The sequence below is a fragment of the Streptomyces sp. NPDC107498 genome, assembly GCF_055582805.1.
On sequence record NZ_JBVJPE010000018.1, the window covers coordinates 92,710 to 114,009 of the forward strand.

Below are 21,300 nucleotides of genomic sequence, written 5' to 3' on the forward strand. Positions count from 1 at the left end.
GCGCATCACGGGTGTGCCCCTGCTTCCGTCCCCCTTCTCCCGACCCACCGCTCCCGTCCCACGGAGGACCGCCGTGCGCCTGCCCCGTTCCCTGTCCGGCTGGACCATGGCGGTCTTCGGCGTGCTCGCCGCCGCCCTGGGGGCGGTGGGCCTGGTCGCCCCGGACGCCCTGCTCACCGTCATGGGCTTCGAGCCGGTGCCCGAGGGCGGGCGCGCGGACGGGGACCACACCCTGGTCTTCCTGACGGCCTCCTCGATGGCCGCGCTCAACATGGGCGTGTACTACGTGCTCGCCGCGCTCGCCGACTGGAAGCCGTTCTTCCGGTGGACGGTTCCCTTCCGGCTGCTCACCTGCGCCGTCTTCACCCTCGCGGTCGTCACGGGCCGCGCCCCGGCCGGCTTCGTCGGCGTGGGCCTGTGGGAGGGCCTCGGGGCGGTGGTGACGGGGGCCGCGCTGCGGTACGAGGAGCGGGTGGGCGCGCGCGGATGAACCGGTCCGCGCGGCCCGCCCCGACCGCCGGCCCCCGGCCCACATGCGGGGGCGCGGGGCGGGTACCACCCCCGTGGGACGACTGCTCACAACGGGCGCCTCGCGGTGCGGGGGGACCCGGGGACGGGGAGCATGGAGACAAGCACGGCGCGGCGGGAGGAGGGCAGTGTGACGGCCGGTTCCTTCCCGGGAACGACGGGGCGGGTCGGTGTGCCCCTGGACGGCAAGGGGCTCCTCGACGTGCTCGGGGTCGCGGCGGTCGTCGTGGACGCCCGCGGCCGGATCGTGCTGTGGAGCCCGCAGGCGGAGAACCTCTTCGGGTTCCGCGCGGACGAGGCCCTCGGCCGCTACGTGGCCCAGCTGATCGTGGGCGCGGACCACCGGGAGGAGGCGATGCGCCTCTTCGGCGAGGTGCTGCACGGCGGCACGGCCTGGGCGGGCACCTTTCCCGTACGGCACAAGGACGGCTCCGTCCGGCGGGTGGAGTTCCGCAACATGCGGCTCACCGACGACCTGGGCGACCTGTACGCGCTGGGGATCCTCGCCGACGGCGCCGCCGTCGAGCGGGTCGAGACCGAGCTCGCGCTCTCCGACCGGCTGGTGTCCCAGTCGCCGATCGGCCTCGCCGTCCTCGACACCGAACTGCGCTACGTCCTGGTGAACCCGGCCCTGGAACGGATCAACGGCGTCCCGGCCGCGGAGCACCTCGGCCGGCGGATCGGCGACATGCTCCCGCAGGTCGACGCCGTGGCCATGGAGGCGGCGCTGCGCGGGGTGCTGGCGACGGGGACGCCCGTGCTCGACCACTCGGTGGTGGGCCGGACCCCGGCGGACCCGGGGCAGGAGCACACCTGGTCCCTCTCCTTCTACCGCCTGGAGGGTGCGGACGGTCGCGTCCAGGGCGTCGCCGCCTCGGTGATCGACGTGACCGAGCGGCACCGGGCGGACGCGGACGCCGACCGGTCCCGACGGCGGCTCGCGCTCATCGCGGACGCCTCGGCGCGGGTGGGCACCACCCTGGAGGTGGAGCGGACGGCGGACGAACTGGCCTCGGTGGTGGTGCCGGAGCTCGCGGACATCGCCGCGGTCGACGTCCTCGACTCCGTCCTGGCGCTGCGCAGGCCCGGCGCGCCCGAGGAGGGGCCCGAGCTGTTCCGCGCGCTCGCGGTGAAGGCCGGGAGCCGCACGGAGGCGCTGCCCGCGGCGGACCCGCCCGGGGAGGTCGCGATGTACGGCGCGGACCGGCTGGTCACCCGGTGCGTGCACACCGGCCTGCCGGTCCTGGTGCAGCACGTGGGCCCGGGCGACCTGGCGCGGATCGCGCGGAGCCCCGAGGCCGCGGAGCTGCTGGCACGGGCCGGGGTCCACTCGTACCTGGCGGTGCCGCTGATCGCACGCGGCGAGGTGCTGGGCGCACTGGACCTCAAGCGGGACCGCAACGCGCTGCCCTTCGACGGGGACGACGTCCTGCTCGCGACGGAGCTGGCGGCCCGCGCGGCCGTCAGCATCGACAACGCGCGCTGGTACCAGAGCGTGCGGAACTCGGCGGTGACGCTCCAGCGGAGTCTGCTGCCGGGGGCGCCCCCGGCGCGGACGGGACTGGAGGTCGCCGCCCGCTACCAGCCGGCGCACGCGTCGAGCGAGGTCGGCGGCGACTGGTACGACGTGATCGCGCTGCCCGACGACAAGACGGCGCTCGTCGTCGGGGACGTCATGGGCAGCGGGATCGACGCGGCGGCGACGATGGGCCGGCTGCGGACCGCGACCTGCGCGTTCGCGGACCTCGATCTCTCCCCGGCCCAGGTCCTGCGGCACCTGGACCGGATCACGGCGGGCCTGGAGCACTACATCGCGACCTGTCTCTTCGCCGTGCACGACCCGGTGCGGCAGCGGTGCCGGATCGCGAACGCGGGCCATCTGCCGCCCGTGCGGGTCCCGGCGGACGGGCCGGCCGAGCTGGTGCGGCTCTCGACGGGGGTGCCCCTGGGCGTCGGCGGGGGGACCTTCCGGACGGCCCGGGTGCCGTTCCGGCCCGGGGACCTCCTGGTGCTCTACACGGACGGTCTGATCGAGACCCGCCACGAGGCGATCGACGAACGGCTCGACCTGCTCGTACGCCTCCTCGACGAGGACCGCGGGCCGCTGGAGGAGACCTGCGACCGGCTCCTGCGGGCGCTGCGCCGACCGGGGGCCCCGGACGACGTGGCGCTGCTGATCGCCAGGAGCACCGGATGACGGCCGGCGACCGGAGCAGGGGGCGGGAGCCCACCCACGCGCGGGCCCGGACACGGGCCGGGGGGCGCGGCACGGGGCTGCGGAGCGTCGCCGGGCAGGTCTTCGCCCTGGAGGCGCTGATCGCGCTCCTGGTGATCGCGGTGGCGGCGTTCGTGACGTTCCACCAGGAGCGGCGGGACACCGAGCGGGACGCCCGGATCCGCTCGCTCGCGGTCGCGGAGGCCTTCGCCCACGCGCCCGGCATCGACACGGCGCTGACCTCGCCCGATCCGACGGCGGAGCTGCAGAGCCGGGCGGAGGCGACCCGGCGGGCCACGGGCGTGGACTTCATCGCGGTCCTGAGCCCCTCCGGGGTGCGGTACACCGACGCGCAGCCGGGGCTGATCGGCCAGAAGGCGACCGGGGACCTCTCGCGGGCGGCGGTGGACGGCGAGTCGTACACGGAGCTGTTCCGGGGCGCCCCCAACGACGCCGTGCGGGCCGTGGTCCCGGTGGTGGACGACAAGGGCCGGATCGTCGGTCTGGTCAGCAGCGGCATCGAGGTCGAGAGCATCTCGCACTCGGTGCAGGACCGGCTGCCGCTGCTCCTCGGCGCGGCGGGCGGCGCCCTGGTGGCGGCGGTGGGCGGGGCGGCCCTGGTGAGCCGGCGGCTGCGGCGGCAGACGCACGGTCTGGGGCCGGCGGAGATGACCCGGATGAAGGAGCACCACGAGGCGGTGCTGCACGCGGTCCGGGAAGGGGTCCTGATCGTGGGCGCCGACCACCGGCTGCTGCTCGCCAACGACGAGGCGCGGCGGCTGCTCGGCCTCTCGGCGGAGGCGGAGCGGCTGCCCGTCTCGGAGCTCGGCCTCGATCCGCGGACGGTCGAGCTCCTGGAGTCGGGGCGGTCGGCGACGGACGAGGTGCACCGGGCGGGCGACCGGCTGCTCGCGGTGAGCGTGCGGCCCACGCTCTCGGAGGGCACCAAATCCGGCAGTGTGATGACGATGCGGGACACCACCGAGCTGGCGGCCGTGACCGGCCGGGCGGCGGTGGCCCGCGGCCGGCTGCAACTGCTGTACGAGGCGGGGGTGCGGATCGGGACGACGCTGGAGGTCGTCCGGACGGCGGAGGAGCTGGCGGAGGTGGCGGTGCCCCGGTTCGCGGACTTCGCGACGGTGGAGCTGCTCGAACCGGTGCTGCGCGGGGAGGAACCCCCCGCGGCCGCGTCCACGGAGATGCGGCGGACGGCGCTGAGCGGGCTGCGGCCCGACCAGCCGCTCCAGCCGGTCGGGGACACCGTCCGCTTCGACGTCCGCAGCACCCCGATGGCGAAGGCCCTGTACGCGGGGCACGCGGTGGTGGAGCCGGAGCTGGCCGCGGCGGAGGGCTGGCGGGCGCAGGACCCGGAGGGGGCGGCGCAGGCCCTGGCGTACGGGATGCACTCGCTCCTCACGGTGCCGCTGCTCGCCCGCGGGGTGGTCCTCGGGATGGCCAACTTCTGGCGGGCGGACACCCCGGAGCCGTTCGGGGAGGAGGACCTGTCGTTCGCGGAGGAGCTGGCGGCGCGGGCGGCGGTCGCGATCGACAACGCGCGCCGGTTCACGCGGGAGCACGCGATGGCCGTGACGCTCCAGCGGAGCCTGCTGCCCCGGGTGCTGCCGGATCAGAGCGCGGTGGAGGTGTCGTACCGGTACCTGCCGGCGAAGGCCGGGGTGGGCGGCGACTGGTTCGACGTGATCCCGCTGCCGGGGGCGCGGGTGGCGCTCGTGGTGGGGGACGTGGTGGGGCACGGGCTGCACGCGGCGGCGACCATGGGGCGGCTGCGGACGGCGGTGCACAACTTCTCGACCCTGGACGTGCCGCCGGACGAGCTGCTCGGCCACCTCGACGAGCTGACGGGCCGGATCGAGGACGGGGACGGCGAGGGCACGGGCGGCGAGGCGCGGCGGCGGGACGAGGGCATCACCGGCGCGACCTGTCTGTACGCGATCTACGATCCGGCGTCCGGGCTCTGCACGGTGGCGAGCGCGGGCCATCCCGGTCCGGCGCTCGTCGCTCCCGACGGGCGGGTCGAGTTCCCCGAGCTGTCGCCGGGGCTGCCGCTGGGGCTCGGCCTGGGCGACGTGCCCTTCGAGTCGACGGAGCTGCGGCTGCCGGAGGGCAGCAAGCTGGTGCTGTTCACGGACGGCCTCCTGGAGGACCACGGGCGGGACGTGGACACGGGACTGGGGCTGCTGCGGACGACGCTCGCCCAGGCGGGCCGGAGCCCGGAGCAGACCTGTGCGGACGTGCTCGCGACGCTCCTCTCGCCGACGCAGCGGGACGACATCGCGCTGCTCGTGGCGGAGACCCGGTTGCTCGACCGGGACCGGATCGCCGAGTGGGAGGTGCCCCGGGACCCGTCGGCGGTGTCGCCGGTACGGAACGCGGCGGCGGCGAAGCTGTCGGAGTGGGGGCTCGACGGGCTGGCGTTCACGGCGGAGCTGATCCTCAGCGAGCTGCTCACGAACGCGGTGCGGTACGGGGCCGATCCGGTGCGCGTACGGCTCCTCCACGACCGGACGCTGATCTGCGAGGTCTCGGACGGCAGCAGCACCTCGCCGCACCTGCGGCACGCGGCGACGACGGACGAGGGCGGGCGCGGGCTCTACCTGGTCGCCCAGTACGCGGAGCGCTGGGGCACGCGGTACGCCCGGCGCGGCAAGACGATCTGGGCGGAACTGCGCGTGGGCGCGGACGGCTCCGAACCGGTCGCGATGGCCGTACCGGACCTGGACGCCCTGGAGGACCTGGCCTGGTGAACGACCGGTCGCGGCGCGGCGCCAGGGCAGCCGGTATGCCGCATGCCGGACGACGGGGCGCAGCCCTTCTTCGGGATCTTTCCCGACCGGTCTGCGAAGATCGGGGAAGCACCGCCCCCGCGCCTCCCGACCGGAGCCCTCCCGATGACCGCCCCCCGCCCCGCCGCCCGCGGCACCGCCGTCGGGGACGCCCATCCGTCCCTGCGGGAAAGGGTGTACGGGGAGCTGCGCGAGCGGATCGTCGAGGGCGACCACCCGGCGGGGCTGCGGCTCGTCGAGCGGGAGATCGCCGACGAGCTGCGGGTCTCCCGGGTGCCGGTGCGCGAGGCGATGCAGCGCCTGGAGTCGGAGGGCCTCCTCTCCGTGCAGCCGCGCCGGGGCTCGGTGGTGGCCGGGTTCGGCCCGCGGGACGCCGAGCACCTACCTCTTCGACGTACGGGAGAACCTGGAGGGCCTGGCCGCGCGGCTCGCCGCCCGGCACGCGACCCCCGCCCGGCTGCGGGACCTGGAGCGGCTCCTGGCGCGGGCGCGGAGGCCCTGGCCCGCGCCCACGTCGCCGACACCCGCGCCGCGGCGCAGCACCTCTTCGCGGTCCTGCCGGACGCCACGGCCCCGGCCTGACCGGCGGGCGTCCCCCGGGGCGCGGGGGTGCCGGACACGCGTGCGCACGACTACCGGGCGGGCGGCCTCGCGAGCAGGGTCCGGCCGCGCTCGACGAGCAGCATGAGCGCGTCGACGTGCTCGGGCGCGGGCTCGCTCAGCGGCGGCCGCACCTCGCCCACGTCCGGGCCGCTCCTGCGCACGGCCGCCTTGACGAGCGAGACGGCGTATCCCCGGCCCAGCTCGCGGAGTCCGACGAGGGGCCGGTAGAAGCCGTCGACGAGCAGGTTCACGGTGGCGTCGTCGCCGGAGGCGAGGGCCCGGTGGTGGGCGAGGGCGAGGTCGGGGGCGAAGCAGAAGACGGCGGAGGAGTAGCGGGTGACGCCGATGCCCCGGTAGGCCGCGCCGGTGAGTTCGGCGGTCGGCAGACCGTTGAAGCAGAGCAGGTCGAGCCCCTCGGCGCGGACGGCGCTGACGATCCGCTGCATGAGGCCGAGGTCGCCGAGGCCGTCCTTGAGGCCGATGACGCCGTCGGTGCGGGCGAGGGCGACGGCGGTGTCGGGGGTGAGGACCGCGTTGTCCCGCTGGTAGACGATGACGTCGAGCGAGGTGGCGGCGGCGAGTTCGGCGTAGTGGCGGAGCAGTCCGGCCTGGTCGGGGACGACGAGGTAGGGGGGCAGGGCGAGGAGCCCGTCGGCACCGGCCCCCTCGGCGAGGCGCGCGTAGTGGACGGCGAGCGCGGTGCCGTAGCCGGTGCCGGCGACGACGGGGACGCGGCCGGCGACCTCCTCGACGGCGGCGGCGACGCAGTCCCGGAACTCCTCGGGGACGAGGGCGTGGAACTCGCCGGTGCCGCAGCAGGCGAACACGGCCGCGGCGCCGGCGTCGACGCCGGCGCGGACGTGGGTGCGGAAGGCGGCGAGGTCGACGGAACCGTCGGGCGCGAAGGCGGTGACGGGGAAGAACAGCGGGCCGTCGAGGCGGCCGGCGAGCGGGGCGGTGGTCACGGGTGCTCCCAGGGAAGTCCGTCGTGCACGGTCGTGACTTCCATACATACGCATGAACACCGGCTGACGCACGCCGGAGCGTCGCCGATCGGCCTGTCAAGGCGATTGTGCAGCCCGGTCAAGGATCTTGACGCCCCGTCGGACGCCTCCCTAGCGTCTCCACGGTTGTGAATGCCGCTCATCTGCATGCCGCTCGACGGAGGAGACCGCACCATGACCGCACCCCGCACCGTCCTGCTCACCGGCGCCGCCGGGGGCGTCGGCACGCTGATGCGGGAGCTGCTGCCCCCGTACGGTTACGAGCTGCGCCTCCTGGACGTCGCCCCCGTGCCGGGGGCGCCGGAGGCGGTCGTCGCCGACCTCGCGGACCGCGCGGCGCTGCGCGAGGCGGTCCGGGGCGTCGACGCGATCGTGCACCTGGCGGGCATCTCCCTGGAGGCCGACTTCGAGAAGATCGTGGCCGCCAACATCGTCGGCACCCACCACCTCTACGAGGCCGCCCGCGAGGAGGGCGTCCGGCGCGTGGTCTTCGCCTCCAGCAACCACGCCGTCGGCTTCACCCGGCGCCCGCGCGGGGGCGAGCCGCCGCTCCCGGTCGACACCCCGCACCGGCCCGACACCTTCTACGGCCTCTCCAAGTGCTTCGGCGAGGACCTGGCCCAGCTCTACTGGGACCTGCACGGGATCGAGACCGTCTCCCTGCGCATCGGCTCCTGCCTCCCGGAGCCCACCTCGGTGCGGATGCTCTCGCTGTGGCTCAGCCCCGCCGACTGCGCCCGCCTCCTGCACGCGGCGCTCACCGCCGAGGACGTGGCCCACACGGTCGCGTACGGCTCCTCCGCCAACACGCGCGCGTGGTGGGACCTCTCCACGGCCCGGGCGCTCGGCTACGCGCCGGAGGACGACTCGGAGGTCCACGCCGAGAAGGTCGTCGCCGAGCAGGGCCTCCCGGCCGAGGGCGGCCCCGACGACCTCTACGTGGGCGGCCACTTCTGCGTGGACCCGCCCCGCTGGCCGCACTGACCGGGGGCACGCGGGACCCGGTCGCGCCGACCAGGGGATGCACGGGACCCGACCAGGGGATACACGGGCCCCGGCCGGACTGATACGGGGGAGCCGGCCGGGACCCGGGCCTCGGTGCGCCGACGCACCTGACCAGCTCACCGTAGGCCCGGTCGAAGATCATCGCGAGCCGCGGAACGCGGCACCTGTCCGGATTGCGCGGTGGGTCGACGCACCGGGGGCACACGCACGCGCGGACGTGCCCCTTCCCCGCTCAGCGGCCCGCGCGGAGCGTCCGGGACGGCGACTCCCCGAACCTCTCCCGGTAGCGGGCCGCGAACCGGCCCTGATGGGCGAAGCCCCAGCGCCAGGCCACCTCGCTCACGCTCACCTCGTCCGGCGCGGCCGCCCGCAGCTCCTCGCGGACCCGGTCGAGCCGGACCTCCCGCACGTACGCCATCGGGGACATCCCCACGTACTCCCGGAAGGACTCCTGAAGACGCCGCACGCTGACGCGGGCCAGGGCGGCGAGTTCGGTGGTGGTGAAGGGGTGCTCGGGGCGCTCCCGCACCGCGTCCATGGCGCGCTTGACCGGGGCCGGCCGCCGCGCCTCCCCCGGACGGGCGAGCGACTCCCGCCACGGATGCTCGGCGGCCAGCAGCAGGCCGTTCAGCAGCGCCTCCTGCAGGGGCCCGGCGACCAGCTCGTGCGTGACGAGGCCCTCCCCGGCGAGCGCCTCGGCGGCGACCTGACGGGCGAAGCGCACCCAGCTCAGGCCGGGGCCGCGCGTGATGTCCAGGCGGGGCGCGAAGACGAGCGGGCCGCGCGGCGGCCGGCCCGTCAGCCGTTCGAGGCGGTCGCGCAGTTCGGCCGCGCCGACCTTCACGGACAGGGCCCGGCAGTCCCCGCTCCAGCGGTCGAGGAAGGTGTCCCCGGCCGGGTCGAGGAGCAGCGCCTCGGCGGGCGTCGCGACGATCCGGGAGCCGCCCTGGCGCATCTCCATCGTCCCGCTCAGCGGCGCGTTGAGGTGGTACGCGCCGAGCTCGCCGAAGCTCATCCGCACGTCGGCGCCGCAGCTGAGGTCGCCGATGACCAGCGGTCCGAGCGACACGGTGTCGAACCGGGCCGCGAAGGGGCGCCGCTCCCCGTCGACGACGGCCATGCGGTTCGCGTAGTAGCGCGCGTCGAGCTCCTCGCGCGCCTCGTCCACGTCCCGCGTGCGGAACGAGTTCCCGCCCGTCACCCCCACGCCGCCCGCGACCCCCACAGCTCCCATGAACCGAAAGAATATTCGCATGACGGATCTGACCGGGAACGGCAGGATGCCCGGCATGCCACGACCCCATGGATTCTCCTACGAGCGGCGCCGCGACGGCTCCGTCGTCCTCACCCACCAGGGCCGCGCCGCGGGCGTGCTGCGCGGCGGCCGGGCCGAGAAGTTCCTCGCGGAGGTGGAGACGGGCGACGCCCAGCTGGTGATGGCCCGCTGGACGGGCTCGTACCGCTTCGGCAACGAACGGCAGGCCAGGAGTCACCCGCGTCACCGGGGTGGCCGAACCGGTGGCCGGTAAGGGAACGGCAAAGGGGGCCGGATCGTTACCCCTGGCATGACCGCTATGACCCCCGGCTCGAACATTCCTCTCACCGCCGCGCGCGTGGCGGTGGACGTGGCCGCCCCCGTGCGGCTCGACGTCTCGGGCCTGCTGCTCGGCGCCGACGGCAAGGTGCGCTCGGACGACGACTTCATCTTCTACAACCAGCCGACCGGGCCCGGTGTCACCTACCGCTCCGGCGGCGGGGCCGCGCCCGACGCGATCCTGGTGGACACCGGCGCCCTCCCGGCCGGCATCGAGAGGATCGTCGTCACGGCCAGCCCGGACGCCGCGGGCCAGACCTTCCAGGGCATCGAGCCGACCGCCACCCTCCGGAACGCGGACGACGGCGCCGTGATCGCCACGTTCACGCCGCCGCGGCTGGCCACGGAGACGGCGCTGGTGGTCGTCGAGATCTACCTGCGCAACGGCGCCTGGAAGGCCCGCGCGGTGGGCCAGGGGTACGCGAACGGGCTGGCCGGCATCGCGACCGACTTCGGCGTCTCGGTGGACGACGAGCCCGCCGCCGCACCGGCCCCCGCGGCTCCCGTGACCCCGGCGCCCGCCGCCCCGGCCCCGCCGGTGCCGCCCGCGCCGCCCGCCGCCCCGGTGGACCCGCGCGTCGCGGCCCCGGTCCCGCCGGCCCCGGCCGCTCCCCCGGCCGCCGCCCCCGTCCCCACCGGCAAGATCAACCTCGACAAGGGCCGGGTCAGCCTCCAGAAGAACCAGACGGTGTCCCTGGTCAAGGGCGGTCGCCCGCTGCTCTCCCAGGTCAAGATGGGCCTCGGCTGGGAGCCCGCCTACCGGGGCAAGGACATCGACCTGGACGCCTCCGTCATCGCGTACGGCCCGCAGCGCAACCACCTGGACAGCTGCTACTTCGGCAAGCTGTCCATCCTGAACGGCTCGGTCAAGCACTCCGGCGACAACCTCACCGGCGAGGGCGCGGGCGACGACGAGGTGATCGTCGTCGACCTCGGCCGCCTCCCGGCCGACGCCACCGGCCTGGTCTTCACGGTCAACTCCTTCTCGGGCCAGAAGTTCACCGAGGTCGCCAAGGCCTACTGCCGGCTCATCGACGGGGCGACGGGCGAGGAGCTGGTCCGCTTCGACCTGACCACCGCCGAGCCGCAGACCGGCGTGATGATGGCCAAGCTGATCAAGCAGTTCTCCGGCGAGTGGGAGATGACGGCGATGGGCGAGTTCGTGAAGTCGCGGACCGTCCGGGGCATGGTGAAGCCGGCCGCCCAGGCGCTCTGAGCGGCCGGACGCCCCTCAGAACAGCGCGCTGTAGGCGTTGAGGGCGGGCTGGCCGCCGAGGTGGGCGTAGAGCACGGTCGAGTCCCGGCCGATCTCGCCCCGGTCCACCAGGTCGACCAGACCCGCCATCGACTTCCCCTCGTAGACGGGGTCGGTGACCATGCCCTCGGTGCGGGCGGCCAGCCGCATCGCGTCGAGCGTGGCCTCGTCCGGGACCCCGTACACCCCGGCGTGGTAGCGCTCGTCGAGCTCGACGTCGGCCGCCGTCACCTCGCGCTCGACGCCGATGAGGGCGGCGGTGTTCCGGGCGATCCGGGTGATCTGCTCGTGCGTCGGGACGGGCTTCGCGGAGGCGTCGACGCCGATGATCCGCCGGGCCGGGCCGCCCTCCTCGGCGAGCGCGGCGAAGCCCGCGACCATGCCGGCCTGGGTGGAGCCGGTCACCGAGCAGACGACGACCGTGTCGAAGAAGACGCCGAGCCCGCGCTCCTGCTCGGCCACCTCGTAGGCCCAGTTCGCGAAGCCGAGGCCGCCGAGCCGGTGGTCGGAGGCGCCCGCCGGGATCGCGTACGGCTTGCCGCCGCGCTCCTCGACCTCGCGCAGGGCCTGCTCCCAGCTCTCCTTGAAGCCGATGCCGAAACCGGCCTTCACCAGGCGCACGTCGGCGCCCGCGAGACGGCTGATCAGGATGTTCCCGACCTTGTCGTAGACGGAGTCGGGCCAGTCGACCCAGCTCTCCTGGACGAGGACGCACGCGAGTCCGGCGCGGGCGGCGACGGCGGCGACCTGGCGGGTGTGGTTGGACTGGACCCCGCCGATGGAGACGAGGGTGTCGCAGCCCTGGGCGAGCGCGTCGGCGACCAGGTACTCCAGCTTGCGGGTCTTGTTCCCGCCGTACGCCACCCCGGAGTTGCAGTCCTCGCGCTTGGCCCAGAGGGCGGCGCCGCCGAGGTGGTGCGTCAGCCGTTCGAGGGGGTGGACCGGGGAGGGCCCGAAGAGGAGCGGGTAGCGGTCGAAGTCGTTGATCGGCAAAGCGGCTCCCGGTGGATGCGGCGACGGTCGACGGTCCTGGACGTGCTGCGGAACGGCGCCGCGCGACCAGCGCCGCGAACGGCTGCGGAACGCCGCTGCGCGACCGGCGTTGCGGAACAGTGCTACGGAACGGGCGGCGGGCTCCCCTGGACCGGCGCTCCGGCGGGCGGGGGCGCCGGGATGCCGGTCACCTCGGCCACCTCGATGGCGTCGTCCGCGAGCTGTTCGAGCGCGGCCCAGATCTCCGTGGTGACCCGCACGGCCTCCTCCGCGTCCCCCGCCGCGCACGCCTCGATGAGCCGGGCGTGCAGTTCGGCCGATCCGCAGCTCCCGGAGTCGCCGAAGAGGCGCCGCTCGACGCGGCGGATCAGGGGGGTGTAGCGCGCGATCGTGGCGGCGGCGGCGTGGTTGCCGCTGGCGACGACGAGGACCTGGTGGAGCTCGTCGTCGGCGTTCAGGGCGGCCTCCACGTCGGAGGCCCGGACGGCCGCCGCGAAGCGCTCGTTGGCCTCGCGCATGGTCCGGATGCCCTCGGGGCCGAGCAGCGGCACGCCGGTCCTGGCGGCGAGCTCGTGCATCACCCGCACCACCGAGGCGGCGTCCCGGACGACCCGGCTGACCGGCCGGGTGACCCGGGTGTAGCTCTGCGGCTTGGACTCGACGAGCCCCTCGTCGCCGAGCCGGGCCAGGGCCTCGCGCACGGGTGCGCGCGAGAGCCCGAGCCGTTCGGCGAGATCGGCGTCCTTCAGCGAGGCGCCGGGCGCGAGGTCGCCGCGGACGATGGCCTCGCGCAGCGCCTCGTACGCCCGGTCACGCAGCAGGGTCCGGCCCACGGGCCGCAGTGCGTCCATGGGCTGCCATGTTAGATGTCAGTCCCCGGGGCTGACCAGAGATCAGTTTAGGCCTCAACGACGGGGCTGGCGGCGCCAGGGACCGGTGATCGCGACCATGATGCCCGGGGTCTGGATGTTGGCGAACAGCGTGTCGCCGTCGGGCGAGAAGACGACGCCGGTGAACTCGCTGTCGTTGAGGTCGTTGCGGGCGATGGGGTAGGTGCGGCCCGAGTCGGTCGCGCCGAAGAGGTGCTGGACGCCCTCGCCGTCCTCGGCGATGACGAGCCCGCCGTACGGGGAGACGGTGATGTTGTCGGGGCCGTCGAAGGCGCCGTCCTCGTCCGGGGCCGCGTTCACGCCGAGGAGGACCTTGAGGGTGAGGGTGCGGCGCTTCGGGTCGTAGAACCAGACCTGACCGTCGTGCGCGGCGCCGGGGCTCTCCTCGCGCGCGTAGGAGGAGACGACGTAGGCGCCGCCGTCGGCCCACCACATGCCCTCCAGCTTGCGGGCGCGGGTGACCTGGCCGTCCGTGAACTGCTTGCGGACGGAGGTGGTGCGGGCGTCGCGGTCGGGGACGTCGACCCAGTCGACGCCGTAGACGGTGCCGATCCGGGTGGCGCGGGACAGGTCGTCCACGAAGCGGCCGGAGGAGTCGATGCACTTGAAGGCCTGGAGCACGCCGGCGTCGTCGGCGAGGGTGCGGAGCTTCCCGCGGCCGTGCTCGAAGCCGTGCGGCGGGACCCAGCGGAAGAGCAGCCCGTTGGGGCCGGAGGCGTCCTCGGTCAGGTAGGCGTGGCCGCGCTTGGGGTCGACGACGACGGCCTCGTGGGCGTAGCGGCCGAAGGCCTTGATCGGCTTCGGGGCGCGGTTGGCGCGGCGGTCGTGCGGGTCGACCTCGAAGATGTAGCCGTGGTCCTTGGTCATGCCGTTCTTGCCGGCCAGGTCCTCGGTCTCCTCGCCGGTCAGCCAGGTGCCCCAGGCGGTGCGGCCGCCCGCGCAGTTGGTGGAGGTGCCGGCGACGCCGACCCACTCGGCGACGGTGCCGTCGCGGTGCACCTCGACGACCGTGCAGCCGCCGGCCGCGGCCGGGTCGTAGACGAGCCCCTCGGTGAGCGGGACGGGGTGCTCCCACGTGGCGCGGGGGCCCTTGAGCTCGTGGTTGTTGACGAGGTACGTGGTGCCGCGCGGGCCGGCGAAGGCGGCGGTGCCGTCGTGGTTGGAGGGCGTGAACTCGCCGGACTCCAGGCGCGTCACGCCGCTGTGGGTGACGACGCGGTACGAGAAGCCCTCGGGCAGGGCGAGCATCCCGTCGGGGTCGGCGACCAGCGGGCCGTACCCGAGCGTCCGCCCGTGACCGTGGCCCGCGCCGTACGCCTCCGGCTCGTCGGAGGCGAGCGCCTCGGGGGCGGTGGCGAGGGCGCTGACGGTTCCGGTGAGGGCGAGGCCCGCGCCGGCTGCGGCGGACTGCTTGGTGAACTCTCTGCGGTTGAGCGGCATGGTGGTGGGGTCTCCCTGTGGTGGCCGGATCTCGCGGGCCACCCTCCCGCGCCCCCGCGAACGCCGCCTGAACACCACGGGAACACCACCGGGCACCCGCCGGCCCGGGCCCCGGACACACCGCCCGGGGCGGCCCTCCCGGAGGGGTCGCCCCACCAGGAGGGACGCCCCGACAGGAGGATGCCCCGCCAGGAGGACCGACCGGCCGAGAGGACCGACCGGCCGAGAGGACCGCCCCGCCAAGGGACCGCCCCGCCAGAGGGCCGTCCCCGCGGGGCGCCGCCCCGGGCCGTCTCGCCGGGGCGCGTCACTCCCGGATGTCGCCCCGGGCGGGCCCGCCCGTCCCGTGGCCCCGGGTCAGGAGCCCGAGCGGGAGCGGGCCTTGAAGGCGGCCTTGCGGGCCTCCTTCGCCACCGTCTTGTCACGGTGCAGGCGGCCCATCGCCTCCAGGACCTCCGCCGTGGCCGGGTGCTCCACCCGCCAGGCCGCCTCGAAGAAGCCGCCGTGACGGCCGGTCAGTCCCTCGATGAGCTCCTGGAGCTCCTGGAGGTCGCCCTCCGAGGAGAGCTGGGCCGCGATCGTGTCGATCGCCAACCAGAAGATCATCGACTCCGGCGGCGCGGGCACGTCCGTCGCGCCGTGCTCGGCGAGCCAGACCCGGGCGAGGCCGCCGAGCTCCGCGTCGTCCAGGACCTCCCGGACGGCGGGCTCCGCCTCGGCGCCCACGAGGGAGAGCGTCTGCTGGCAGTGGAGGCGGCGGAGCGGGGAACCCGCGTCGGAGCCCCGGGCCGCGTGCAGCAGCTCGCGGGCGGCGCCGAGCGCGTCGCGGCCGGCCAGCCACGCGGCGGTCTCCTCGCGGGCCGCGGCCTCCGGGTAGCCGGCGATCCCGTCGAGGAGCGCGTCGGCGCCCTTTTCCGTCAGGTCGCCGACCGCGGGCGCGTCCACACCGGCCTCCAGCATCCGGGCCCGGACGCCGTAGAGCCCGAGCGGGGTGAGCCGGACCATGCCGTAGCGGGTGACGTCCTCGTCGTCGACGGGCGGCGCGGGCTCCTCGCCCTCCTCGACCATGAGGGCCTCGTCGACGGGCTGGTACTCGACGAGTCCGATCGGTTCGAGCAGCCGGAACTGCTCGTCGAGCCGCATCATCGCGTCCGAGACCTGCTCCAGGACGTCGTCGGTGGGCTCGCCCATGTCGTCGGGGACGACCATCGACGCGGCGAGCGCGGGCAGCGGCACGGGGCCTTCGCCGGCACCGCCCTCGCTGACGGTCAGCAGGTAGAGGTTGCCGAGGACGCCCTCCAGGAACTCGGCCTCGGCCTCGGGGTCCCAGTCGAGCGCCTCGACGTCGATCCGGCCGTCCTCGCCGAGGATCGCGTCCAGGTCGTCGAGGACGGGCGCCACGGCGTCGGCGAAGACGGCGTCGAAGCCGTCCAGCCAGAGTCCGAGGACGTCCTGGGGCGAACCGCCCGTGACCAGCGCGAGGTTCTCGCCGGGACCGGCCCGCCCGGGGAGGTCGGCGGCCCCGCCCTCCTCGTCCCCCTCGGCGTCCTCGCCGTCCTCGACGGCGACGAGACCGGTGTCGACGGCGAGCCGCCAGGCGTCGCCGGCCCAGGTCTCCCCGTCCTCGTCGTCGGCGAGGCCCAGGACCTCGGCGGCCTCGGGGAGCTGCTCGTCGACGAGTTCGCCGCCGGCGTCGACCCGGGTCCCGGGTCCGGCCCAGCGGGCGAGCCGTACCGCCTGGGCGAGGAGGGGGGCGGCCAGGGCGTCCCGCGCCAGCTCCGCGTCCGCAGGCAGCCGAACGGGGGGAAGGGTGGGGTGCTCCGCTGACATCTGGGGGGTCTCCTCGACACGTGCGTGGGTGAAGGTGAAAGGGACTCGACGAGCGTCCTCAGGGTAGACGCATCCGGGACCCCGTCCGCCGGTTCACGGATCCGTCAGCCTTCGTACATCCGTCGACCCTTGACAAGTACGGGGCTCCCGCAAGAGATTGACGCGCGTAGATCCATCTGCCGATCCTCCAAGCACCCTCGGAGCCTCTGATGTCTTCGTCCATACCGAGATTCGCCGCGGTCTCCGCCGTCGTCGCCTCCGCCCTCGCCGCCGGTCTGCTCGCGGGTCCGTCGAGCGCCGCCGCGGAGGTCACCACCGCGGAGGCCGCCGCCGCGGACGGCACCGCCGCCGGCGTCCGCATCCACGACATCCAGGGCACGACGCGCGTCTCCCCCCTCGTCGGCAAGCAGGTCACCGGCGTCACGGGCATCGTCACCGGCGTCCGCACCTACGGCTCGCGTGGATTCTGGATCCAGGACCCGGAGGCCGACGCGAACCCGGCCACCAGCGAGGGCGTCTTCGTCTTCACGAGCTCCGTCCCGACCGTCGCCGTCGGCGACGCGGTCAGCCTGAACGGCACGGTCACCGAGTACGTCCCCGGCGGCCTGAACTCGGGCAACCAGTCGCTGACCCAGATCTCGAAGCCGGTCGTCACGGTCGTCTCCCGGGGCAACCCGGTCCCGGCCCCGGTGACGATCTCGGCCTGGTCGGTCCCGGACGCGTACGCCCCCGAGGGCGACCCGGCTGCGGGCGGCTCGATCAACGGCCTGACCCTGGACCCCGAGACGTACGCCCTGGACTACTACGAGTCCCTGGAGGGCACCAACGTCCGGATCGGCTCCTCGCGGATCGTCGGCGCCACCGACGCGTACGCGGAGCTCTGGGTGACGGTGAAGCCCTGGGAGAACCGCGATCTGCGCGGCGGTACGGTCTATGGCTCGTACGAGTCCCAGAACACCGGCCGGCTCCAGGTCCAGTCGCTGACCCCGCTGGCCCAGCAGCCCTTCCCCAAGGCGAACGTGGGCGACCGGCTGACCGGCACCACCGAGGGCCCGCTCGACTTCAACCAGTTCGGCGGCTACACGCTGACCGCCCGCACCCTCGGCACGGTCGTCGACGAGGGCTTGGAGCGCGAGACCACGGACAAGCAGCACAAGAACGAGCTGGCCGTGGCGACGTACAACGTCGAGAACCTCGACCCGAGCGACCCGCAGGAGAAGTTCGACGCGCTCGCGAAGGCGGTCGTCGAGAACCTCGCCTCGCCCGACATCGTCGCCCTGGAGGAGATCCAGGACAACAACGGCGCCAAGAACGACGGTACGGTCGCCGCCGACGTGACGGTGAAGAAGTTCACCGACGCGATCGTGGCGGCCGGCGGCCCTGCGTACGAGTGGCGCTCGATCGACCCGGAGAACGGCAAGGACGGCGGTGAGCCCGGCGGCAACATCCGCCAGGTCTTCCTCTTCAACCCCGAGCGGGTCTCCTTCACGGACCGCGCGGGCGGCGACGCGACCACCGCCACCGCCGTCACGGGCACCAAGGGCCGCGCCGCGCTGACCCTCTCCCCCGGCCGCGTCGACCCGGCGAACGCCGCCTGGGAGGCCAGCCGCAAGCCGCTCGCGGGCGAGTTCGTCTTCCGCGGCCGTACGGTCTTCGTGATCGCCAACCACTTCGGCTCGAAGGGCGGCGACGAGTCCATCGTCTCGCACCACCAGCCGCCGAACCGTTCCTCCGACGCGAAGCGACTGCTCCAGGCGCAGGCCGTCAACGCCTTCGTGAAGGACATCGTCGCGGTCGACAAGCAGGCCGACGTGCTCGTGGTCGGCGATATCAACGACTTCGAGTTCTCCGGGACGGCGCGGGCGCTGACCGACGGCGGCGTGCTGTACCCGGCCGTGAAGTCGCTGCCCGTCAGCGAGCGCTACTCGTACGTCTACCAGGGCAACAGCCAGGTCCTCGACCAGATCCTGACCAGCCCCGGCGTGCACCACTTCGAGTACGACAGCGTGCACATCAACGCCGAGTTCGCCGACCAGGACAGCGACCACGACCCGCAGGTCCTGCGCTTCCGCCCCTGACGGCCCGGCCCGTCACACGCCCGCGCTCAGACTGAGCGCGGGCGTGTACCGCCGCACCCGGCCGCCCACGAGCCGCGGGTCGTGCTGCACCCGCTTCCAGGCCTCGCTCAGCGGGGCGTCGTTCGCCGACCAGTCCGCGTGGGCCTGCGCGCTCTCCCACTCGGCGTAGTTCAGGACCCGGCCGCCGTCGACGGACAGATGGAACTGGCCGCTGATCCCGCCGGCCCCCGGCCGCGTCGCCGCGTCCTCGTCCAGGGCGGCGAACACACCGTCCACCCACTCCTCCCGGTGCCCCGCGCCGGTGGTGTCGAAGTCGGCCTCGACGACCACGACGACGCCGGGCGGCTCCCCCGTGCTCGTCGCGCGACGGACGGTGGAGCGGTGGATCGGCCCGTAACGGCGGAGCTCCACCCGCTCGATGCCGGGCACGGCGGCGTCGATCTCGGCGTTCCGGTCGTCGCGGTAGGTGCGCACGAAGTCGTCGTAGGCCTGTTGCTCGGTCCACTGCGAGTAGTGCAGCAGCGTGTCCTCGTCGATGCCGACGGCGACGCTGTACGAGAGCAGACCCAGGTCCGGCCACTCACGGCTCTCCCAGGCCGTCCGGATGGCCTCGACGGCGGCGCGCCGGCGCTCGGGAGTGCCGACCCTCCAGGTGCTGACGAGGACGGCGCCGACGCCGGGGCGGTGGAGGTCGGGGCGGGCATCGGGGTGCGCGACGGCGTTCATGGAATGTCTCCTCCTGCTCGATTCGGACGACTCGACCCTCCTCCCTCAACCCTGCTTGAGGTCAAGGGAGTCCATGGAAGACTTCCGGCCGTGGTCCTTCGCCCCGCCACCCGTGCCGAACTGCCCGCCGTCCTCGCCCTGCTCGCCGACGAGGACCGGGTCGTGGACCCCGCCTCGGTCGTCGTCACCGACGCGTACGAGCGGGCCTTCGCGGACATCCGGGACGATCCGCGCAATGAGACGCTGGTCCTGGTGGACGGCGACCTCGTCCTGGGCTGCCTCCAGGCCACGTACGTCCCGGTGCTCGGCAAGGGCGGCGCCGAGCGGGCCCTGATCGAGGCGGTCCGGATCCGGGCCGACCGGCGCGGCGGCGGGCTCGGCCGGGAGCTGATGGAGCGGGCCGTGGCGCGGGCGGAGGAGCGCGGCTGCGCGCTCGTCCAGCTGACCAGCGACGAGCGGCGGACGGACGCCCACCGCTTCTACGCCTCGCTGGGCTTCGCCCGCAGCCACGACGGCTTCAGGCGCACGCTCTGACGGCGGTCTCAGCCCAGGAGGTGCCCGCCGCCGTCCACGAGGAGGATCTCGCCGGTGACGTACGAGGCGTGGGCCAGGTCGAAGACGGCGCCGGCGATGTCCTCGGGGCGGCCGACCCGGCGCAGCGGGACGACCCCGGCCACGTGCTCCTTGGCGGCGTCGGCGCCCTCGACGCCGTCGAACCAGGGGGTGTCGACGAAGCCGGGCGCGACCGCGTTGACGCGGATCTCGGGGCCGAGGGTCTTGGCGAGGAGCTTCGTCATGTGGTTGACGGCGGCCTTGGAGACGGCGTACGGGATGGAGCTGCCGCCGGGCCGGACGCCGGCCTGGGAGGAGACGGTGACGACGTTGCCGCGGGTCTTCCGCAGGTGCGGGACGGCGGCGGTGACGGTCTGCCAGACGCCGATGACGTTGACGTCGTAGAGGTGGCGCCAGACCTCGGGCGAGGCGGCCTCGAGGTCGTCGTGCGGGATGAACCGGGTGGTGCCCGCGCAGTTGACGAGGAGGTCGAGGCGGCCGTACTCCTCCACCGCGGCCTCGACGAGGGCCGTGGCCTGGGCCTCGTCGGAGACGTCGGCCCGGACGTAGACCGCGTCCGGCAGTTCGGCGGCGAGGGCCCCGCCCGCTTCGGCCGACCGTGCGGAGTTGACGACGACCCGGAAGCCGGCGTCGGCGAGCCGTCGGGCGACGGCGGCTCCGATGCCCGAGGACGAACCGGTGACGAGTGCGACGCGCCGGTCAGCGGCCGTGCTGTGTGCGCTCATGCTGTGCTGTTCTCCATGTCCCCCTGTCGCGCCCGGCCGATCATGCCAGACGGCCATCGTTCACGGAAACTGAATCCTCGAACCAAGCAGATCTAAGTGGACCTTCACGGTCGCCCGCGCACAGACTGCACGGATGAACACGGAACGTCCCTTCGGGCGCGCCCTCTGCGCGATGATCACCCCGTTCACCCCCACCGGTGCGCTCGACCTCGACGCAGCGGGGGAACTCGCCGTCCGGCTCCTCGCGGAGGGCTGCGACGGCCTGGTCCTCAACGGCACGACGGGCGAGTCCCCGACCACCACCGACGCCGAGAAGGCCGCGCTCGTCCGCGCCGTCCGCGAGGCGGTCGGCGCCGGCCCGTCGGTCCTGACGGGGGTGGGCACCGCCGACACCCGCCACACCCTGGAACTGGCCCGGCAGGCCGAGGAGGCGGGGGCGGACGGGCTGCTCGTCGTCACCCCGTACTACAGCCGCCCCCCGCAGTCGGCCGTCGAGGCGCACTTCCTGAAGGTCGCGGACGCGACCGGGCTGCCGGTGATGGTCTACGACATCCCCGGCCGCACCGGCACCCGGGTCGAGCCCGCGACGATGCGGCGAATCGCCCGGCATCCGCGGATCGTGGCGGTGAAGGACTGCTCGTACGACCTGCTGGGCTCGGCCCGGTCGATCGCGGAGACGGGGCTCGCGTACTACTCGGGCTGCGAGGAGCTGAACCTGCCGCTGTACGCGGTGGGCGGCGCCGGCTACGTCAGTACGGTGGCGAACGTGGCGCCGCGCCGGATGCGCGCGGTCCTGGACGCCTTCGACGCGGGTGACACCGCGGGCGCGGCCCGGCTCAACGCCGAGACCCTGCCGCTGGCCGAGCTGATGATGGCCTCGGGCCTGCCGGGCACGGTGACCGTGAAGGCGCTCCTCGGCGGCCCGGTGCGCGAACCGCTGCAGCCCGCCGACCGGGAGACGGTCGACGGGCTGCGCGCGGCGCACGGGGCGCTGGTCCGGGCGGAGTCGCCGGTGTAGCCGGTGACTCCGCCCGGAC

Annotated in this window: 18 protein-coding genes and 1 pseudogene; 11 read left to right on the forward strand and 8 right to left on the reverse strand. The window is 74.4% G+C overall.

All coding sequences use genetic code 11. The features are described from left to right. Positions 1-106 precede the first annotated feature (106 nt). From ACZ66Z_RS27630 to ACZ66Z_RS27650, 5 genes and pseudogenes are all read left to right on the forward strand, one after another. Positions 107-490 carry a hypothetical protein gene (locus tag ACZ66Z_RS27630; protein ID WP_469938124.1) on the forward strand — a complete coding sequence of 128 codons (384 nt, stop codon included), beginning with the start codon at positions 107-109 and terminating at the stop codon, positions 488-490. Between the two features lie 132 nt (positions 491-622). Beyond that, the gene (locus ACZ66Z_RS27635; RefSeq protein ID WP_469938065.1) at positions 623-2,725 is read left to right on the forward strand and encodes a SpoIIE family protein phosphatase; all 2,103 of its coding nucleotides are present in this window, start codon (positions 623-625) and stop codon (positions 2,723-2,725) included. Continuing rightward, positions 2,722-5,508: a SpoIIE family protein phosphatase gene (locus tag ACZ66Z_RS27640; protein WP_469938066.1), complete on the forward strand. Its 2,787-nt coding sequence runs from the start codon at positions 2,722-2,724 to the stop codon at positions 5,506-5,508. Before ACZ66Z_RS27635 ends, ACZ66Z_RS27640 begins: the two co-directional genes overlap by 4 nt. 144 nt (positions 5,509-5,652) lie before the next feature. Further along, positions 5,653-5,838: pseudogene (locus ACZ66Z_RS27645) on the forward strand (GntR family transcriptional regulator); the annotation flags it as partial. A gap of 124 nt (positions 5,839-5,962) precedes the next feature. After that, on the forward strand, positions 5,963-6,235 hold the full coding sequence (locus ACZ66Z_RS27650) for a hypothetical protein (RefSeq protein ID WP_469938125.1): 273 nt from the start codon (positions 5,963-5,965) through the stop codon (positions 6,233-6,235). Here ACZ66Z_RS27650 and ACZ66Z_RS27655 read toward each other — a convergent pair. Next, entirely contained in the window at positions 6,180-7,115 is a 936-nt protein-coding gene (locus ACZ66Z_RS27655; RefSeq protein WP_469938067.1) for a 5-dehydro-4-deoxyglucarate dehydratase, read from the reverse strand. The genes ACZ66Z_RS27650 and ACZ66Z_RS27655 overlap by 56 nt on opposite strands. Positions 7,116-7,328: 213 nt before the next feature. Here ACZ66Z_RS27655 and ACZ66Z_RS27660 point away from each other — a divergent pair, with 213 nt between their 5' ends. Continuing rightward, positions 7,329-8,138, forward strand: coding sequence for an NAD-dependent epimerase/dehydratase family protein (locus ACZ66Z_RS27660; protein ID WP_469938068.1), 810 nt, complete (start codon positions 7,329-7,331; stop codon positions 8,136-8,138). A 253-nt stretch (positions 8,139-8,391) separates the two neighbouring features. Here ACZ66Z_RS27660 and ACZ66Z_RS27665 read toward each other — a convergent pair whose 3' ends face one another. Further along, positions 8,392-9,393: an AraC family transcriptional regulator gene (locus tag ACZ66Z_RS27665; protein ID WP_469938069.1), complete on the reverse strand. Its 1,002-nt coding sequence runs from the start codon at positions 9,391-9,393 to the stop codon at positions 8,392-8,394. 55 nt (positions 9,394-9,448) lie between these two features. On the opposite strand from ACZ66Z_RS27665, the gene ACZ66Z_RS27670 reads away from it, so the two are divergent. Then, positions 9,449-9,688, forward strand: a complete 240-nt coding sequence (locus ACZ66Z_RS27670) for a hypothetical protein (protein ID WP_469938126.1) — start codon at positions 9,449-9,451, stop codon at positions 9,686-9,688. Positions 9,689-9,724: 36 nt separating this feature from the next. Then, complete coding sequence (locus ACZ66Z_RS27675) at positions 9,725-10,969, forward strand: TerD family protein (RefSeq protein ID WP_469938070.1); 1,245 nt, start codon at positions 9,725-9,727, stop codon at positions 10,967-10,969. 15 nt (positions 10,970-10,984) lie between these two features. Here the strand turns inward: ACZ66Z_RS27675 and ACZ66Z_RS27680 are convergent, their stop codons facing one another. The 4 genes from ACZ66Z_RS27680 to ACZ66Z_RS27695 all read right to left on the reverse strand — a co-directional run bounded on the left by ACZ66Z_RS27680 (position 10,985) and on the right by ACZ66Z_RS27695 (position 16,161). Continuing rightward, complete coding sequence (locus tag ACZ66Z_RS27680) at positions 10,985-12,001, reverse strand: 1-aminocyclopropane-1-carboxylate deaminase (RefSeq protein WP_469938071.1); 1,017 nt, start codon at positions 11,999-12,001, stop codon at positions 10,985-10,987. Between the two features lie 122 nt (positions 12,002-12,123). Next, entirely contained in the window at positions 12,124-12,852 is a 729-nt protein-coding gene (locus ACZ66Z_RS27685; RefSeq protein WP_469938072.1) for a GntR family transcriptional regulator, read from the reverse strand. A gap of 54 nt (positions 12,853-12,906) precedes the next feature. Further along, positions 12,907-14,331, reverse strand: a complete 1,425-nt coding sequence (locus ACZ66Z_RS27690) for an alkaline phosphatase PhoX (RefSeq protein ID WP_469938073.1) — start codon at positions 14,329-14,331, stop codon at positions 12,907-12,909. A gap of 357 nt (positions 14,332-14,688) precedes the next feature. After that, complete coding sequence (locus ACZ66Z_RS27695) at positions 14,689-16,161, reverse strand: hypothetical protein (RefSeq protein ID WP_469938074.1); 1,473 nt, start codon at positions 16,159-16,161, stop codon at positions 14,689-14,691. 209 nt (positions 16,162-16,370) lie between these two features. Between ACZ66Z_RS27695 and ACZ66Z_RS27700 the strand changes: the two genes are divergently transcribed. Beyond that, a complete protein-coding gene (locus ACZ66Z_RS27700; protein WP_469938075.1) occupies positions 16,371-18,239 on the forward strand; it encodes an endonuclease/exonuclease/phosphatase family protein in 1,869 nt (622 codons plus the stop codon). A gap of 12 nt (positions 18,240-18,251) precedes the next feature. On the opposite strand, the gene ACZ66Z_RS27705 is transcribed toward ACZ66Z_RS27700, so the two are convergent. After that, positions 18,252-18,965: an antibiotic biosynthesis monooxygenase family protein gene (locus ACZ66Z_RS27705; RefSeq protein ID WP_469938076.1), complete on the reverse strand. Its 714-nt coding sequence runs from the start codon at positions 18,963-18,965 to the stop codon at positions 18,252-18,254. Between the two features lie 90 nt (positions 18,966-19,055). Here ACZ66Z_RS27705 and ACZ66Z_RS27710 point away from each other — a divergent pair, with 90 nt between their 5' ends. Next, positions 19,056-19,499 carry a GNAT family N-acetyltransferase gene (locus tag ACZ66Z_RS27710; protein ID WP_469938077.1) on the forward strand — a complete coding sequence of 148 codons (444 nt, stop codon included), beginning with the start codon at positions 19,056-19,058 and terminating at the stop codon, positions 19,497-19,499. An 8-nt stretch (positions 19,500-19,507) separates the two neighbouring features. Here ACZ66Z_RS27710 and ACZ66Z_RS27715 read toward each other — a convergent pair whose 3' ends face one another. Then, a complete protein-coding gene (locus tag ACZ66Z_RS27715; RefSeq protein WP_469938078.1) occupies positions 19,508-20,263 on the reverse strand; it encodes an SDR family NAD(P)-dependent oxidoreductase in 756 nt (251 codons plus the stop codon). A gap of 133 nt (positions 20,264-20,396) precedes the next feature. Between ACZ66Z_RS27715 and dapA the strand changes: the two genes are divergently transcribed. After that, positions 20,397-21,281, forward strand: a complete 885-nt coding sequence (dapA, locus tag ACZ66Z_RS27720) for a 4-hydroxy-tetrahydrodipicolinate synthase (RefSeq protein WP_469938079.1) — start codon at positions 20,397-20,399, stop codon at positions 21,279-21,281. Positions 21,282-21,300: the final 19 nt, after the last annotated feature.

Coding starts and splice junctions, on each gene's coding strand:
- ACZ66Z_RS27630 (WP_469938124.1), top strand. CDS start 107: ATGGCGGTCTTCGGCGTGCTCGCCGCCGCCCTGGGGGCGGTGGGCCTG.
- ACZ66Z_RS27635 (WP_469938065.1), top strand. CDS start 623: ATGGAGACAAGCACGGCGCGGCGGGAGGAGGGCAGTGTGACGGCCGGT.
- ACZ66Z_RS27640 (WP_469938066.1), top strand. CDS start 2,722: ATGACGGCCGGCGACCGGAGCAGGGGGCGGGAGCCCACCCACGCGCGG.
- ACZ66Z_RS27660 (WP_469938068.1), top strand. CDS start 7,329: ATGACCGCACCCCGCACCGTCCTGCTCACCGGCGCCGCCGGGGGCGTC.
- ACZ66Z_RS27665 (WP_469938069.1), bottom strand. CDS start 9,393: ATGGGAGCTGTGGGGGTCGCGGGCGGCGTGGGGGTGACGGGCGGGAAC.
- ACZ66Z_RS27670 (WP_469938126.1), top strand. CDS start 9,449: ATGCCACGACCCCATGGATTCTCCTACGAGCGGCGCCGCGACGGCTCC.
- ACZ66Z_RS27675 (WP_469938070.1), top strand. CDS start 9,725: ATGACCGCTATGACCCCCGGCTCGAACATTCCTCTCACCGCCGCGCGC.
- ACZ66Z_RS27685 (WP_469938072.1), bottom strand. CDS start 12,852: ATGGACGCACTGCGGCCCGTGGGCCGGACCCTGCTGCGTGACCGGGCG.
- ACZ66Z_RS27690 (WP_469938073.1), bottom strand. CDS start 14,331: ATGCCGCTCAACCGCAGAGAGTTCACCAAGCAGTCCGCCGCAGCCGGC.
- ACZ66Z_RS27695 (WP_469938074.1), bottom strand. CDS start 16,161: ATGTCAGCGGAGCACCCCACCCTTCCCCCCGTTCGGCTGCCTGCGGAC.
- ACZ66Z_RS27700 (WP_469938075.1), top strand. CDS start 16,371: ATGTCTTCGTCCATACCGAGATTCGCCGCGGTCTCCGCCGTCGTCGCC.
- ACZ66Z_RS27705 (WP_469938076.1), bottom strand. CDS start 18,965: ATGAACGCCGTCGCGCACCCCGATGCCCGCCCCGACCTCCACCGCCCC.
- ACZ66Z_RS27715 (WP_469938078.1), bottom strand. CDS start 20,263: ATGAGCGCACACAGCACGGCCGCTGACCGGCGCGTCGCACTCGTCACC.
- dapA (WP_469938079.1), top strand. CDS start 20,397: ATGAACACGGAACGTCCCTTCGGGCGCGCCCTCTGCGCGATGATCACC.